7 protein-coding genes are annotated in these 15,911 nt (G+C 53.6%); 2 read left to right on the plus strand and 5 right to left on the minus strand.

The genetic code is table 11. The features are described 5' to 3' along the window. Positions 1 to 31 precede the first annotated feature (31 nt). The 5 genes from IQ254_RS12055 to IQ254_RS12075 form a co-directional block, all read right to left on the minus strand. Positions 32 to 2,272: a DUF11 domain-containing protein gene (locus tag IQ254_RS12055; protein WP_193966408.1), complete on the minus strand. Its 2,241-nt coding sequence runs from the start codon at positions 2,270 to 2,272 to the stop codon at positions 32 to 34. Then, the gene (locus tag IQ254_RS12060; protein ID WP_228040577.1) at positions 2,269 to 5,928 is read right to left on the minus strand and encodes a TonB-dependent receptor; all 3,660 of its coding nucleotides are present in this window, start codon (positions 5,926 to 5,928) and stop codon (positions 2,269 to 2,271) included. Before IQ254_RS12060 ends, IQ254_RS12055 begins: the two co-directional genes overlap by 4 nt. After that, positions 5,918 to 7,495, minus strand: coding sequence for a DUF11 domain-containing protein (locus IQ254_RS12065; RefSeq protein ID WP_228040579.1), 1,578 nt, complete (start codon positions 7,493 to 7,495; stop codon positions 5,918 to 5,920). Before IQ254_RS12065 ends, IQ254_RS12060 begins: the two co-directional genes overlap by 11 nt. A 146-nt stretch (positions 7,496 to 7,641) precedes the next feature. Next, complete coding sequence (locus IQ254_RS12070; RefSeq protein WP_193966409.1) at positions 7,642 to 8,205, minus strand: DUF11 domain-containing protein; 564 nt, start codon at positions 8,203 to 8,205, stop codon at positions 7,642 to 7,644. Between the two features lie 109 nt (positions 8,206 to 8,314). Next, on the minus strand, positions 8,315 to 10,858 hold the full coding sequence (locus tag IQ254_RS12075; RefSeq protein WP_193966410.1) for a hypothetical protein: 2,544 nt from the start codon (positions 10,856 to 10,858) through the stop codon (positions 8,315 to 8,317). A 2,593-nt stretch (positions 10,859 to 13,451) separates the two neighbouring features. Between IQ254_RS12075 and IQ254_RS12080 the strand changes: the two genes are divergently transcribed. Beyond that, positions 13,452 to 14,642 (plus strand): hypothetical protein, encoded by a 1,191-nt coding sequence (locus IQ254_RS12080; protein ID WP_313887434.1) that lies wholly within the window; start codon positions 13,452 to 13,454, stop codon positions 14,640 to 14,642. A gap of 13 nt (positions 14,643 to 14,655) precedes the next feature. Then, positions 14,656 to 14,853, plus strand: a complete 198-nt coding sequence (locus IQ254_RS12085) for a hypothetical protein (protein WP_193966412.1) — start codon at positions 14,656 to 14,658, stop codon at positions 14,851 to 14,853. Positions 14,854 to 15,911 lie beyond the last annotated feature (1,058 nt).

Genomic DNA, 15,911 nt, shown 5'->3' on the forward strand with positions numbered 1-15,911 from the left:
TAACCCAGATCCTTAGGTCGGCGCTTTGAGGCTAATTGACCCGACCCTGAAAGCGCACAAACCCGTAGGAATTAGGGGGATTGCCAGCGCTGGTAGCCTGGGGCAGATTAGCGAGGTTAACGACTATCGCGCCGTTGGTGTTGCTGCCGCAGCTTGAAAGGCGCGCATCAAGGGTGGTCAAGTTGGTGCCAGGGGCAACATATCGACCCACATCGCCATCGCTGGTGTTAGAGAGCGACGCCAGAATCGGGTAAGGGTTGGTGCTAGCCTGCGTACCCAGGCCCAGAACGATGCCGCGATCGCCGCCACTCGTCGTCACACCGGGTACCGGGTTGGGCCCGTTCGCCGCCGCGGTGGCGTTGTAGGCGGCAGGCAAAAAGGTGACATTGGTCGGCACCAGGTCACAAAACAGCACATTTTGGGCCGGGACAGTGCCATTGGAGAGGAAATAGATCGTGAATTCTATTTGATCACCCGGCTGAATGCGATCGCGAATCCGGCCCCGCAAAAAGCCACTGGGCCAGTTGGCGTGGTTGTCATCTTGATCTCGGGGAGAGGGGACATAGTTAGGATCACCGGAACTGTTAATGCCATCCACGAGATCGGTAATCGGGATACCGTTGATGGCCGTAATTCTTTTCACTAGCAGGAGATTGGGATTGGTGATCTGAGTCGTCACAATCACATTCGAAAAAACCGCCTCACTGGGAAAGAATGACCAGGTGTCAATGCCCTTGAAGTCGCCATAGCCACTGCTGAACTCATGCTCTCCATTGATGCTTCTAATCCCCCCTGTTGCATCTCGCGGAGAGGTAGCACCGCCGCCATCTAAGCTGACGACTGTACCGTTGGCAGTGGTGTAGTTAGCGTCGTCATAGTAGATGGTATAGCGATCGATGGGCGCACCATTAATATCCAGCAAAGCAGGGAAACTCTGGGGTGGATTCATCATTTCAATGATGAATCCATTGGTGTTATTCTCCGCATCCAGCATCGGAAAGTGGTACTCACCATTGCGAATCACAATTCTGGCACCATAGGGCGCATTGCTAGGGCGGGGGGGCAAGTTATTGCCAGCCGTGTCTTTGCCGTCCCAAAAAACTCGATTGGCCCCAGGCACCAGCACATTTTCTAATACGCGATCCGTCGCCGCATTAAAGACACCATCGGCATTGGTATCGAGAATGATGCTATAGCTGCTACCCCCAGCAACGGTAAAGTCAAAATATCCCCCCGCTCCAACTAAGGTGCGATTATCAGTGTTATTGGCACCGACAAAGCGAAAATCAGTGGGAGGTTGTGGTGCCGATGGGGCTCTAGGAATACCCAGATAATCCAGTGTCCTAACATCGGGAGGATTAAAGAACACCAGATGGGTATAGCTGTTGGTGGCCGGATTATTGGCTGCCAAAGGATTTTGAACTACAACATTGCCAAAGAACGGGTTGAGGTTGTTATCAATTGCCTGAGCAGAGTGATAAAGCGTGCTGCCATTAGTCACGTCGAGAAAACCTCTAGAGTTACCAAAAAAGATAAATCCAAAGGGGTCAACGTTGTTCATATCGGTTCTGTACAAATAACCATCCCAGGTTTGGATATAGAAATCGCTGGCCAGGAAACGGTTATTGGAGCCCATGTTCATAGCGACATAGCTGGTATGCACTCGCCCGAGTTGAGCGGTGCCGCCACTATTTCTGACCGTAATATCCCAGGCGGCAACGCCAGAGCGCTGCGTGGCATCGGTCGGGAAGGCCGCCGTAGCGCTGGTCGGGGTAGGATTACCGCTAGTCGCTGGGGCGTGAAACTCAACTTCATAGATGCCCGTTTGCGTGGCAGCAACAACGCAGGGGGTATAGCCCCCTGCGTTAGGCAATGGCCCGGCTGATTCTTTAGCCAGGGTGTTAATCCAACCAAATCCTGTGTTTAAAACATCGCAAGACCCCTGCTGCCCCGAAGGATTGCGGTAAACAATATCGGCTGGATTGGTGGCGCTGGTGTGCACGCTCGAACCTAGATTTAGGGTCTCACCGGCTTGCACATAGACCTTCAGCAGGGTTCGACGAGGAATGCCCGCTGTGGTGCCACTGGCCCATTCGGTAAACGGGCGATCGCCACCGCTAGAGACCATATCGCGACTGCCTTCGGCTCTGGCCGGTAGAGTGACCCCAGGCAATAGCGTCACTGCGAGTAAAACGGCTGGGGAAAGGGCTCCTAATAGAGTCCGAACTATATTGGTTTTCACGGTGTTACAGGCAAAAGACCTTGGGGTCATAGGGCTTCCTCTGGGGGGCGCGGTTGACCATCGGGCAAGATGGCCTCACCGTCTGAGTTGAGATCTAGGGGCATTACTTCGGGAGCGGGAGTTGTGGGTTCGTCGATACTAAAACCCTCTAGGAGCGTATTGTCGAGCTTGAGGGTGAGGCCAAAGTAAGGGCCACCCGCCGAGCGAGAGCCGCTAAAGTCGCGGTCAGATATGCCACCAAAGCTGTAGCCCGCCGACAGGCGCAGATTGGGGCTGAGGTAGTAGCCCGCCTCTAAGGAAAAGCCCATTTCGCTGTAGCCAGCACTGGGCTGACCAATCCAGCGGGCTTCGCCGACGATATCCCACTGGTAGTTGAAGCGATAGGTGGCTCGCAGCTGGCCCAGGGTGACGGTGCTGCTGCCCACCAGGTCTGAGGCCAGCTGCGAGGTGCTACTCCGCAGGGCGAGCTTACCGTAGAATTCCCATTGCCAGTCGGGCGCATAGATCGCCTCGGCCGAAAAGACATGATCGGCTGAGCCACTGCCACTACCCTGGAGCAGGCTCTCGGGCAAAATTCCGGGGTTGCGACGATACTCGTAACGTAGCAGGGCATTGAAGGCATCGTTATCGGGGTTGCGGTAGGCCAGCCCCAGGCGCAGGTTGGTGGTATCTCCCAGGCCTGACAGCAATTGGTTAGCAGCACTGGCCTGTTGAAAGCGCCCTAGAACCGTTAGCGAAGGGCCCAGCTTGCCCCGCGCATCGGCAGAAATAACTGTATTTGACCCCGCGCTGGAGGTGCGGTGCTCAAACCGGGCATTGGCCTGGAAGTCGGGACTGCCCGTGTAGGATAGCCCGACGCTATAGCTACTGCCGCCCGTAGGCGCTAGGGCGGCGGCGGCCTGGCCCACTGCGTAGGGTTGGGCAAATTGGGTGCCTGCCCCAGTGACCAGATTACTACTTTGGAACACATGCTCGTAGGCCAGATCGAGCTGGAGCCCGGGGGCTAAGGTGACACCCTGCTGGAGGCCAATGGAGCCCGCCATCTGACCCCGATCGAACATCGAGAGGTTGCCGGTGAGCCGGGTATCTGACCCCAGTTCGTAGTCGCCGGAGAGGTAGAGGGAGGTGAGGGTATCGTTGTCAAACTGCCCGCCGTTGAGGATCTGGTGGGTAACCCCCAGGCTAATGCCGGGATAGATCTGCCAGTTGAGGCCGAGCAGGCTGCGGTTGGGGTAGATGGCATCGGCCTGCCCCGCCAAGGTGAACTCATTGAGGGCGGTAAAGGTGACGTTTTCAGCAATAGGAACAGTCGCCATCGAGCGAATTTGGTCGGTGACGCCGCTGAACTGGGGGGCGATGCGATCGCGGCGATCGCGGTGAATCCAGTCAATCGAGGTGGTCACACTGCCAAGCCGCTGCTGAATGCCGGCACTCAGGGTGGTGAGTGAGTTATCGAGGGGCTGCCCTGGTGCAGCTGTGGAGCCAGGCAACAAAAGGGGCTCCAGCGCTGTGAGCGTAGCGGGGGCGACGCCGTAGTTGTCTTCGTGATCGTAGCCAAAGCGCAGGGTTGTGGTTTCTGAGATCTCGGCCTGGAGTTCGGCCCCGTAGCGGCGCTGGCCCGGCACAAAGCTGGTGGTGGCATTGTTGGTAAAGCCAGGCGACACCTGCTGCCAGTAGGCCCGAGCGGAAAGACTGTCGCTAAAGTCGTTGCTCACCTCGAGGCGGTAGGCATCGCCAGACACCGGGGTGATATTGGCCAGGCTGCTGGTGGAGTGGGCATATTCGGCCAGCAGTAGGCCGCCGCTGCCAAAGCTCACCTGGGCATCGGCGCCGTAGAGCTGAAACTGCTGGGCCGTTTGATTTTCTTGCAGGTAGGTGGCTCCCAGCCAGCTGGCCTGGTCTGAGTCGCGGTTGAGATGGTAGCGCAGGCGGCCGCCGTAGAGGCTGGTACTATCGCCGCCTTCGTGCTGATAAGTAGCCACAATGCGGCGCACCAGGGTACGGCCCTGGTCATCTACAACGGTACGCAATACGGGCTGGCGAAACAGCAGGGTGCCGCGATCGTAGTCGATTTCATAGTCGGGGCCACGGTTGAGCTGCTGGCGATCGAGCACCTGGCCGGGCCGATTCAACTCCTCTAGCTCAAAATAAATGGCCTCGCTGCCGGGTACTAGCAGGCGGCGGGAGAGAAAGTAAAAGCCGCTGGTACCGTCGGGGGCAATGGTGTCACGCTGAAAGCCCTGAATGTTGTTGCCGTAGATGGCAGAGAGTTGCAGGTTGCCCAGGTTATAGTTGCCGCTAAAGCCGTGGAGCGAGCGGCTGATGCTGGTGAACAACTGGGACGAGGTGGCAAACTCTTCGGTGCGGTAGTCGCCCCACATGACATAGTCAGAGCCTGCATTGAGTTCAGGAGAAGTCCGTTCTAAGCGCAGGTAGAGGCTATCGGTGGAGGGGGCCAGCACCTCTGAGGTGGAGTCATCGCCGTAGACTGGATAGGCGCGATCGCAGGCTTGATAGTTACGAAACAGCGGCACCGTGCCGTCGCAGCCTTCATTCAGGGCGCGATCGCTGCGGTAGGCCCCGGTAAAGCGCCAGTCGCCAAAGGAGGTAATGGCAAAGGCCCCACCCCGCACCGCCAGCTGGGTGCCCGTCCCGCCATCGGCGGGCAAAAAATCGCGGTAGCGGCTGTAAAAATCGGTGCCGCCACCGCCCAGGCGAATATCCACCACCCCAGTCAGCAGGGTGGGGCGCAGCTCGGTGATAAAGTCCACCTGGGTATAGGCTTCGAGCTCGCCCCGGCTGGTTCGAATGGTCGCCTGTCCTGGGGTCAAGCCTGCTTGCAGCGTCGTGCTAAAGCGGCCCTGCTGAGTCTGTACCTGAAACCCTGGCTGGTCAGGGTTTTGATCCTCGTCGATGAACTGGCCGCGACTGGCCTCCAGGGTGACCACCGTATCCTGGCTGGCGACATTGCCCTGGGCGTCGATGAGCTGACCCTGCACCGTCACCGTCGAGCGGCCATCGGCGGCGACCCGGCTTTCTAAGGTGGTGACGCTCAGACTGGCGATCGCCCCCCGCACCTGCACTAGCAGCTCGGCCCCCGGCAGCTCGGCCCCAGCCAGTTGGCCCTGGGCCGATAGCTGATTTTCGCCCGATCGCAGCCCCACCCCATACCAGGTCTGGGTGATCCAGCCGGTTTCCAGGTTGGTCTCAGTGCGGCCAATCAGGTCATCGCCCACCGGGTTGCCATTCACCGTCAGGGTCACCTCACTGCCCAGGGGAAATTGCAGCGTTACGGTGGCGGAGGGAATATCGAGGACAGCGCCTGGGCTGGGGGTGAGCAGGTAAATTGCCGCCGGGTCAGCCGCAGCTGGGGTGATCGCCGTCGGTTCCTCGGGTGCGGGCGGGGCCGCTGTCGACCCGGCATCTAGGTCTGCCATTGGGTCTGGCGCAGGGTCTGCTGCGATCGCAGGGGGCAGGTGAGCGGGTTGAGCGATCGCAGGCAGGGATGCCTCTGGCGGCACCCCAGGGGGCAGAGCCTCGGCTGACTCAGCCTCAATCGCATCACCTGCCGCCGGGGGCATGGGCTCGACGGCGGTTTGGGCCATCGCCAGGGGTGCCACGCCACCCAGGATCAACCCCGCATTCCCCAGCAAGACGATCGTTTTTTGCCATCGCTTAGAGACCATCGCTACTGACCTCCGCCTGGGCTTGGGGCTGCACCCCAAAGTTCATCCGCACCAGGCCACCAGGGGCCAAATGCACCAGGCGGGAGGTGCTGTTGCGCTCAATAAAGACCTCGTTTGGGGCCAGCTCGTAGCCGGGAATACTCAGCGGGTCGAGGGTGCCTGAGCGGTAGCCCGGCAGCACATTGGCCAGGGAGAAAATGCCGCGTTCGTCGGTGGTAATGCGATTGCCATCGTCGAGAAAAATCACCGCGTAGGGAATCCCCGCTTCCCCCGACTGCTGTTCGCCGTCGAAGTTACGATCCTCAAACACCCGGCCAATTAGGGTGCCGCAGTCAGACAGTAACCCTGGGTCAATCCGCAGCCGATGGCTGGCTGGCCCATCGCGCAGCAGCAATCCGGTGTCGCTCCGGCGAGCGGTCACCAGGGCTGAATTTTGGCCCGTGCCCCGGATTGCATCGGGGGTGAGCTGGGCCGCGTAGACTACGCTCAGGGCCTCGCCCACTGGCAGAACGGCAGCGGCATCCACCTGAAATTGCACCGTGGAGCCAGACTGGCTGACCTGCACCGGATAGCTCTGGTTGGTCAGTGCCGCCTGGGCCGAGCCCGCCACCAGCCTAAAACCCAGGGGCAGCGTGTCGGTGAAGGTAAAATTTTGCAGCGCCACATCGGTTTGGTTGCGCACCAGCACCCGATAGATCACGGTGTCTCCCGGCTGGGCTACGGCGCGATCGCCCGATTTGGTCAGCTGCAACTGACGGGCATTGCACAGGGTGGTGGCCAGGTTCAGTGCCGACAGCTGGAGCCCGGTCTGGGCGGCATCGTTGACCTGCACGGTTTGTTGGTCAATCTGGGTGGCCCCGGTCGCGGTGATTGGCTGACCATCGAGGGAGGTAGCTCGGTAGGTCACCACCCCGCCGTTGTTGCTGAGAATCTGGAGCTTGATGCGTCGCTGCACGTAGGGGCTACCCGATGGCGGGGTCACCACCAGCAAATAAACGCGCCCCACATCGACCTGACCCCGAGCCGGATCGAGCAAAAAATTGTAGGTCCCCTGAGCCGACAAATTGTAGGGGTTGGCGTTGGTGCCGTTAGGGGCAAGACCGGCAGGCACGCCATTGCCCGCAATATCTGGCAGTTCGGTGGGCCGTAGAGCTACCAACGCGCCCAGTTCTGACTGGGTAGCATCTCCCGGTAACGGCTCGTAGAGGGCCATCGTAAAGCCCACGTAGTTGGGGAGAGGCGTGCCACCGCAGCCCAGCAGGGTGCCCAGCGGATCGATTAATGGCGCGCCCAGGGAAACGGCCCCATAGCCCGTCCAGGTGAAGCCGCCATTGCCAGCCCCATAGCTGTAGGTGGCCTGATTATTTAAGCTGGGGGGCGTTTGAGCCATCAGCGGGGCGGCCAGACCAGCGGCCCAGCCCAACGCTAGTCCCAGGCCGAGGGCAAAGCTCAGCGCTTGGTTGAGCCATCGGCGGCGGTGAGCACCCACGCCGCTCCACCGGGCCAGGCGGCACAGCGCCAGGCTCCATAGCGAGAACGACTTGAGCACATCGGTAACCATTGGCATTGCTAAACAACGGTGAATAAGCGTGGTACCCGCGCAGCGGGGAGAGCAGAAGATGAGCAAACGACACACCCATCCTGTCCTGCTCAGGCTTAGGGGGCCTGAGCGAGTCGAGGTAGCTAGTCAAGGTCGGGCGATCGCCGTCAGGGCTAGTTCACGGTGAGGTCATAGGCCACCTGCACCACCACTTGGGGCTCTAACGACTGGGCAAAGTCCCAGCGAATGTCGGTGTAAGCTTCGGCGGGAGCCGGTTCCAGCGTGACGGTGCCATCTTCCTGCACGACCTCTACCTGGGGCTCAGCCACAAACGACTCGCCGCCATCAATGCTGTAGGTGATTTCGACCCCGTCATTGCCGCGGGCCGTGGCCAGCACATAGGTCATCTGGGGCGGAATCGCCTGGCTGATCACCAGATTCTTAGCGGCCATCTCCCCGGCATTTGCTGAAGAAATGGTGTAGCGCAACACATCCAGGGGTTGTACCGTCGCTTCGCCCTCCAGGGGTTGCCAGCTCAGCTGGGTCTTACCCTGGGCACCGAGGGTTTGCACCTGTTTGGCGGCTTTCAACTCTAACTTGACCTCGGGGCGTACTACCTGCTGCACAATGTCAGTGCCAATGTTTTGCAGCTGGGCCAGGCTGGGGCTGCCCTTCGCCACGGGAACGATGACCAGGGTTGCCAGGGCCACTAAACCTAAACCGAGTGAACGTTTCATAGTCATTCAACCTTGTCCAAAATGTGTGTAAATCTCAAGTCGGGGCGAGTACCTCAGGGTCGGGAGGGGACGAAACAGAGCCCAAAGGCTACGGTTTCGCCCCCCAGCCCTAGTTGACAATGCGGCGGAAGGTCAGAGTACCGCTGACCTGGGGTGCCAGGGATGGAATGGTGTTGACGTAGCGGGTGACCGCCGCCCCCGAGGCTGGATCAGTGGGGCCGAGCAATACGGCGCCGTTATAAAACTGGAGGGTGCCGAGGGTAGCCGCCGTGTTTTGTCGGTGGGTGGTCACCCCCGCCCAGGTATTGGGAGCGGTTGCTCCATCCTCATTGATCACCAGTCCGTTACCGGTGAGCAGCACATTGCCGCCGCCGCTGGCGGGCTGACTCTCAGAGATGTTTTGGTAGGTAATCCGATACTCGACAAACTGCCCGGGTCGGGGCCGCACCGTGGGGGTATTGGTATAGCTGGGGCCGGGGCCAGCTGGATCGAGTTGGGTGGTGCCATTAGTGTCAAGAATGCGGGCCGCCTTCACCAGATTGATAAAGCCGGGATAGACCCGGTTGTTGGTGAAGTTGTAGACCGTGTCGGTGGCGGCAACGAAGCTATTGCTGCTGTCGTTATCCACAAAGGCCACGATGGGAAGGGTGTAACCCTGAATTTGGGGGGTGTTGGCGGGCAGATCTATGGTCACCGTGTAGGACTGCTGCTGACCTGGGGTGAGGGTCCCAATCACCACCGGCGGGTTAGCCGCCACTGGCGCAAAGCCCCCCGCTGCCGTATAGGTGTAGGCGGCGGTCTGGGCTCCAAATCGAATCGTCACCGTGGTGCCATCGGGAATCTCGTCATTTAGCTGGGTATTGCTGTTGCGATCGACGCCGTGAACCCCACTGGTTAGCGCCCTGGTGGCGTCGGGGGCAAAGGGCAACAGTTTGACATTGTCGAGGTTGGTGGCAATGGTATTGCGGACGGTGTTAGTGATCGGTGCCGTCACCGTTGGGTTGCTGGCGCTGCCCTGCACGCCCACTGTATCTACCGTGGTGGCCACGTTAGTAAAGTCGTCTTGGACATTGGTGGGGCCAATGGCATTGGGCACGTTGTTGGGGCCATTGAGCAGAGCGCTGTTGGCCGGTGGCAAGGGCAAAATGCCGATGACATTCGCTTCCCCATTGGGGCCAGTACCGGTGTTGTTGCCGTTGGTGTCGGGGTCGTTGGGGTTGGCGGCACCGGTCTGAGGATTGGCAACAAAGTCGCTGATGTTGGGGTTGGGCGGGAAGACACCATCGTCATAGTTGTTGGCATCCTGGTCGCCAGACTCGTCGTAGACCAGGTTGTTGGCCGGATCGTTGAGGGTTTCGCCAAAAATTTGGCCAATGTTGGCCACGCTGCCCCCGGTGGCGGGCAAGCCGCTGGTGACCACGGTGAATCTAAAGTCATTGACGGCGGTGCCGGGGGGCAGCGCTCCATTGGCCCCTGCATCGTAGATAAAGCCAATGCGCTTGACCGTGCCAGGGGCGGGGGGAGTCGTCGTCCAGGTGACGCCGTTGATGGGGTTTTCAGCCCCGGTGTAGGCGTCATCGGTGGAGTAAACCGGAATCCAGTTGCCGTTGGGCACCAGGGGAGCAGTCCCATTCCATACAGTGTTGGGAGGAACGGTGGTAGAAACTAAAATGCGCTGGGTGGGAGTCGCGCCGCCACCAGTATCCAGGTTAATGGTGGTGCCTTCTAAACTGCCAGCCGGAAAGCCGGGCTGAGGATTGTTGTTAACGCGAAAGTCGAGATCGTAGGTGATGGTATCGTCTACAGCACTGTTGGCATTGGCCCCCGGTGCCGTGGTTGAGGTCATCAGCAGGGTCGTTTGAGCCAGCGGCCTGGGGGCGGTTGCGACAAATTCCTGGTGGGAGGCCGCGGCTTCCCGCTCACCGTTCGCTGGGGCCAGGGTGCCGTTGGCGTCTAGGGTGTAGACGTCGTTGGTGGTGGGTGCGGTATCGGTGCTAAACGCAATGTTTTGCTGGTCTTGAGTGTTGGGGGTGTTGTCGGCGGTGGTACCAAACTGCACCTTGACCGGGTCGCCTGCGTTGGTGGCGGTGACGGCCATGGTCACCCGCACTTTAAAGTTGCCGTCGGCAGGAATGACGCCCGTCGTGTTGGGGAAACCAGCAGCGAGGTTGTTGGTGCTATTGCCCCCCGCCGGCACAGTAATTGGGGCACCTAGAGCGGTGCCGTTGACTTCAATAATTTGGACAGCGGTGATATTACCGCCCGTGGCCATGGGGCCAAGGGCGGTCGCACCGGGGATATAGACGAAGGCATCGGCGTTGCCGGTATTGGTGACCAGGAAATCAAAATAGAGATTGTCGCTGGTGGCGATGCTGCCGCCGTTGGCATCGGTAAAGCCTGCATCGGTGACGGTCAGGCCTCGCACTTCGTCTACCTTGACGGTAACGGTATTCGAAATGGCATTGAAGTTGGTCGTGCCGTCACTATAGGTGGCGGTCGCTCTGTTAATGATGTCGGTACCGGCGGTGGTGCCGCCAGCTAAAACGGGTGCAAGAAACTGGAAGACGCCGCTGGCTGCGATCGCCGTAATCAGCAAGGGCCTAACTTTATTAGAATACCAGTGAGAATGAAGCGGTATTTCTATACTTTTCATGACTACTTCATGGCGCAATAAACATCTCTTTGGCAGAGCCGGGCTTTCTATCTCGAGCGATCCCAAGAGGCTTTAGAAGCGAGCAAAAAGAATAAGGACTGATGCCGAAACATAGCCCTGCCAGCCTTTATATCTACCTTACTCACTTAACATTCCCCTACTTACTAAGGAAATAACTGGTTTCCAGAGAAGTAAAACTGTGGGTAGTCTGTCCTCAAGCTTGAAACAAATTTTGAGCAAAATCATGTATCCAGTCACAACATGCAAAAAGCGCTAAATCCGATTTCTAGCCACAAAAAACATTAGCTCCGAGCTCTCCTGAGAATTGACTCAAGAGAATCCGATCCCTTTTTAGATTGAAATAGAGACAAATCCTGATGCCTTAAACCATCACTTTCGCTGTTGACTTTACTTTCTTAAATCTTTATTAAATAAAAACAAATCTTAATACCTGATCTAGATTTTTAAATCATAAACAACTCTAATTTTCCCCTGTGTTTATACTGATTTTAATCTCTACTTGTGAAAAATCTAAGTGGAAATAGCGATGCCAAATATCAGAGTAAGCACAAGAAAAATTGGCTTATGAGTAGCTAGAGAAATTATCCGGCTCAGTATCCTTAAGGTTTCCCATCAGTCAAGGCTCTGATTCCCGTAAGGTCACGGCTAAGCAATATCGAGCCAAACAACCGTTGTCACCTGCTGTAGATACCGAGTCGATCTAAGCACAGTGGCAATCGCAATTTGCCGAGTTGGAAGACCCGCGCGGGAGTCAGGGGATAGGACATCCTGCTCTCATTACCGAGTGGAGTCCCCATGCCGACACCTACCGTCAGCTGTTTGAGCAGATAGTATCGGAGGCCTTAGAGCCTGGCTTTTGGGACTGATAAGAGTCCCTAAATTGCAACCCCAAAAATCCGCCCTCTACGTCGTGAGCACTTGCTCTAGTGAGCATAGATTACTCTTGGGATAAATCAAAGTTCCCTCAAAAAGCAGTGAGATTATCTCGATTCCAGCGTTGCTCAACCTGCTCGACATCAGTGACCGTATTATCCACCCTCGATGTCATGGGTAGACAGATAGACATTGAACGAGACACCATCACGCAGAAGACTAATTAAGTGCTTTGCATGAAGGCGAATAACCCTACCCTATGGGTCAAGGTCAGGGCACGATTTGAACAGGCCGAGGCGACGAACTGTGCTGGCCTCGAACATAGTCGTCAGCAGCAGGTGGAATAGGCCATCATCGCCGGAAAAATCGGTAGGTATAGGCTGTGCCGATCGCCGTAATGGGATGGTTACACTAAATTAAGCAGTGAGTGGAGTTGAAAACCATCGTGATAGTGAGGCGAGTGTACTATTTATAAAACAAGACCAGCTAAGAGAAGATACTTTACCCGAGTTCACTGCCCTATGGTCTGACGGTGATTAGTCAGGCTATCTGCACCTATTGGGGAGTGTATTGGGTTAGGATCAAGATGCCTCTCGACTACAATAGAGCCATGGTGTTGAAAAAAATGGTCATCATGCAAAGCTTAGCCATCAGTGTGCTACATTAGGAGACCCCAACAAAGGGGAAGCGAAGCGGGCTGCGATGAGTCCTGACTACAGGCTCATCTTCCTGCCCTCAGGTCTGGAAAAGCAGTACAATTCCAGAATATTGTGCTTGAGCTTACCCTGCGCTTATTAGTCGCCTATGTTTAGGATAAAGTCGTTATCAAAAACCATCTAAAAATAAAGTGTTACCATGCTAAACCAGGTAAGACACCAGAAAAGCAATCCAAAAAATCAAGAAAAGTCAGTTTATTGATATGAGAACTCGATATTATCATTTAGATAACTTAAAAATAGGAGCAGAAAATCAGATTCCATAAATCAACGTCAGCAAGAAGGCGACCAAGACTCACCTATCTTAATATTTTTTACTACTTGCTTCTCACTATTCTAGGCCATTCGATGGTTTTTGAAGACAAGAGAGGTTCTTGAACTCTTTAACTTATAGAGTCAAGTCATAAAGTTCCTATGATTGAGCTTAAAAATCCTGGAAATTTAAGGTATTACATAGTAGTTTATTGACATACAGAAGGTCATCATAGGCTTTAATTATGCGCATCCTCAATGTTGACAACGGATAGCAAAGCAGAGATAGGTAAGATAAGTTCTGTGTATCAGCAGCAACCCTCCTTAGAGAAATAGGGTATGAGGTTCATAGGCATGAAGCCATTACTGCAAACGATGTAAGCTGTCTATCATCTCCGCGGAGCAATAGCTCACTTAAAGGGTCTATGTAAATTTTACTAAGAGACAAAAGTAAGTTTAAAGAGACATATTAGCTGAGAGATACTATATCCGCTTACAAACATTCACAATTTCTATTTTGATAAATACCCGCTTCAAATGAGCAGAAGCATGACTATATTAACGGCCCTATATTTATGAGACTTTATAATAAAAAACAATACATTAAGAACTCAACATTAATATTAATAGCATTGGCATCGGTATTCTTTCCTCGTGTTTTAGGGTCATTGGGATTTCCTTCGCAGATAAATTTTTTACATTTTGTCTTAGTCCCTTTTGCTTGTTTTTCTGTGCTGTCTCAAGCACGTTTAAAGGACTCTAATCAAATTACTGCGTCAAAAAAAATGCTGGCTGGCATTTTTATGGCATGCACGGTAATCTTTGCCAGCGCTTTAATAAATGATGCGGGTGTCATCAATGCAATTTTCAGCTTTTTGCTTCTAATTGAGCCCTTTATTTTTTTATTAGCTCTCATCAGCTTGCCAATGACTCACGAGAGCTTCTCAAAATTCAGGACATGGGTTTTTCGATTCGCATTTATTAATATCATTTTCTGCTACATACAGAGATATATTTTCAGCCGACATTTAATAATGGGCTTTGAAGACAATATCAATGGTGTTTTTATTGCAGCTGGGGCAGGGCATGTTGTTGGAGCATCGATTTCACTAACATTTGGCATTTACTATTTTTTTATTGCAAAGTCACAACCTATTCTGGTTCGCGCAATCGTACTGCTCGCAATTTTAAATCAGATTGTCATATCTGATACAAAACAGGTGTTGTTAGCTTTTGCAGTAGCCTACATACTTGTTCAGATATTCAATTTAAAGAACCCTATAAATACTTCCTTGTACTTGATCCTGGGCATAGTATTTTCTATATTGTTCTATTGGGCAATTTATAATTTTGAGGCACTAAGCCCGTTTACAACTTGGATAAGACCTGAGATTTATGGTCCTGACGGTGAGGCAACCAGGCTAAAGTTTGCTGCCTTTCGCATAGTCATCGGTTATTTCGAGTCTCCTCTAAATTGGTTCTTAGGCCTTGGTCCTGGTCATACAGTTGGTCGTCTAGGAGGATGGATGTTAGATAGCTACGGTTATTTGCTATTACCGCTTGGTGCTACAGTTCATCCTGCAAGCAGTAATGTTTGGCAAGCAGTAGGGAATAGCTGGCTTGGGGATCAATCAAGTATGTTCTCACCTTTATTTGGTTGGGCAGGAATTTGGGGTGATCTTGGATTTTTGGGTTTGGCCTCATATCTATATCTTTGTTTCCTGATCTGGAAATATTTTTGCATTGATAATGTTGCTAAATTCTTGGTTTTGACAGCTTTTGTCTTTGGTTGTATTTTTTCTCAGTTAGAAGAGCCTGCATATACGATGTTCTTGGCTACTATTATTGGGTTGCAGTGGCATGAAGATCGCCTCAAGAAACCTAAAACTGGAGTCAAAGAAATTCTTCGTACTCAAAACTAAAATAAGGTGTTTCATGAAAATAAAAAAGCATTTAGCATTGATTTCATTTATTACTTTTGTTTTAGTTTTTTCGGAATTAGGATCGCAGCATGCCCATGCCCAAGAAGGGCCAGCGGAGCAAAAGCAACCGTCTTCACAAGTAGTTGTTCAGATTATTGCCACCGGTGTTCTTCTTGCAGTGCTTGAACCCTGGATCATCCCAAGAGAATGAGACAAGCCCTAATTAGTCGTCATATATAAATAAGTATAATCCTCTTTTTAATGAGAAAATTAAGCTAAATTTTATTTGGCTTCTTAAGTCGTAAACCTCGTGTCAGTTGAACCCCTATCGGTAAGGTTTAAGAGCAATACATTCCGTTATTCAATCTTGTTTAGCAAGTCGTCTAGGGAGTCAAACACTCGGTTGGCTAAGACTTCATTGAAAATGAGCCAAAGATGTTCTGGATGAAGCACTTCGAACGAGAACTCTATCTATTTGGGAATCTCCCAGCCTGTTGGCGATGAATCAAATGTCCTAGATGCTCACTCAGCCAGTCTCTCACCTTGCGCCCATTCAAGAAAACTCCATCGGGGGCTTTGCTTACAAGTCTTCCACAGTAAGGCATGCATCAAGTAAGTAAGTAGTACCGAAAGGCAGAAGTAAGAAGACAAAAGACAGAACGGGAATTCCAAGTCTCACCAGGGTTTCCGCGTTGGCAAATAGGTGGGTTATTTCCGCCGTAGAGTACTAGTACTCTACGGCGCAAGTCTAGATACTATTTCTTAGGGCTAGGGAGTAGGGTAGGTAGGTAGCCAAGCGATCCGGAACGGTGGACATATTTCAGCCTTCGAGTACTAGCCATCAATATTGAATTAACTAGCATCTGGAAGTCAGTCTGAAAATCACTAGACTCTTAGAGCAAATAAGAGTTTACGTGAGTTTCTTTGAGTCTTCATGAGGGAAGAATAAAGATTGAGGCAAGTACAGGTTCAGAGTTCCGTACCTTGTACCAGCATGTGATATGCTTAACCAAAATATAGTGAAATAATATTTATTATTCGGATAGCCTTGCCTAGCGAGGTTCGGTGAAGCAACATGATAAAAAGCCTTGGTTGTTAAAGCTGAGCTAGTTATTCTAAGTAATATCAAGGTGAAATATGTCGCAATTCCAGCATTTTTTCTTGACTAAGTTCAATGTTAGAAGTTTTCCTGATTTAAAGCCAGGATGTGACCCATCCTGGCTTGCAAGAAGATTTGACCTATTTAGCCAGTTTTGTTTCCCATCAGTC

This window comes from Nodosilinea sp. LEGE 07088, from assembly GCF_015207395.1.
Lineage (GTDB): Bacteria > Cyanobacteriota > Cyanobacteriia > Phormidesmidales > Phormidesmidaceae > Nodosilinea.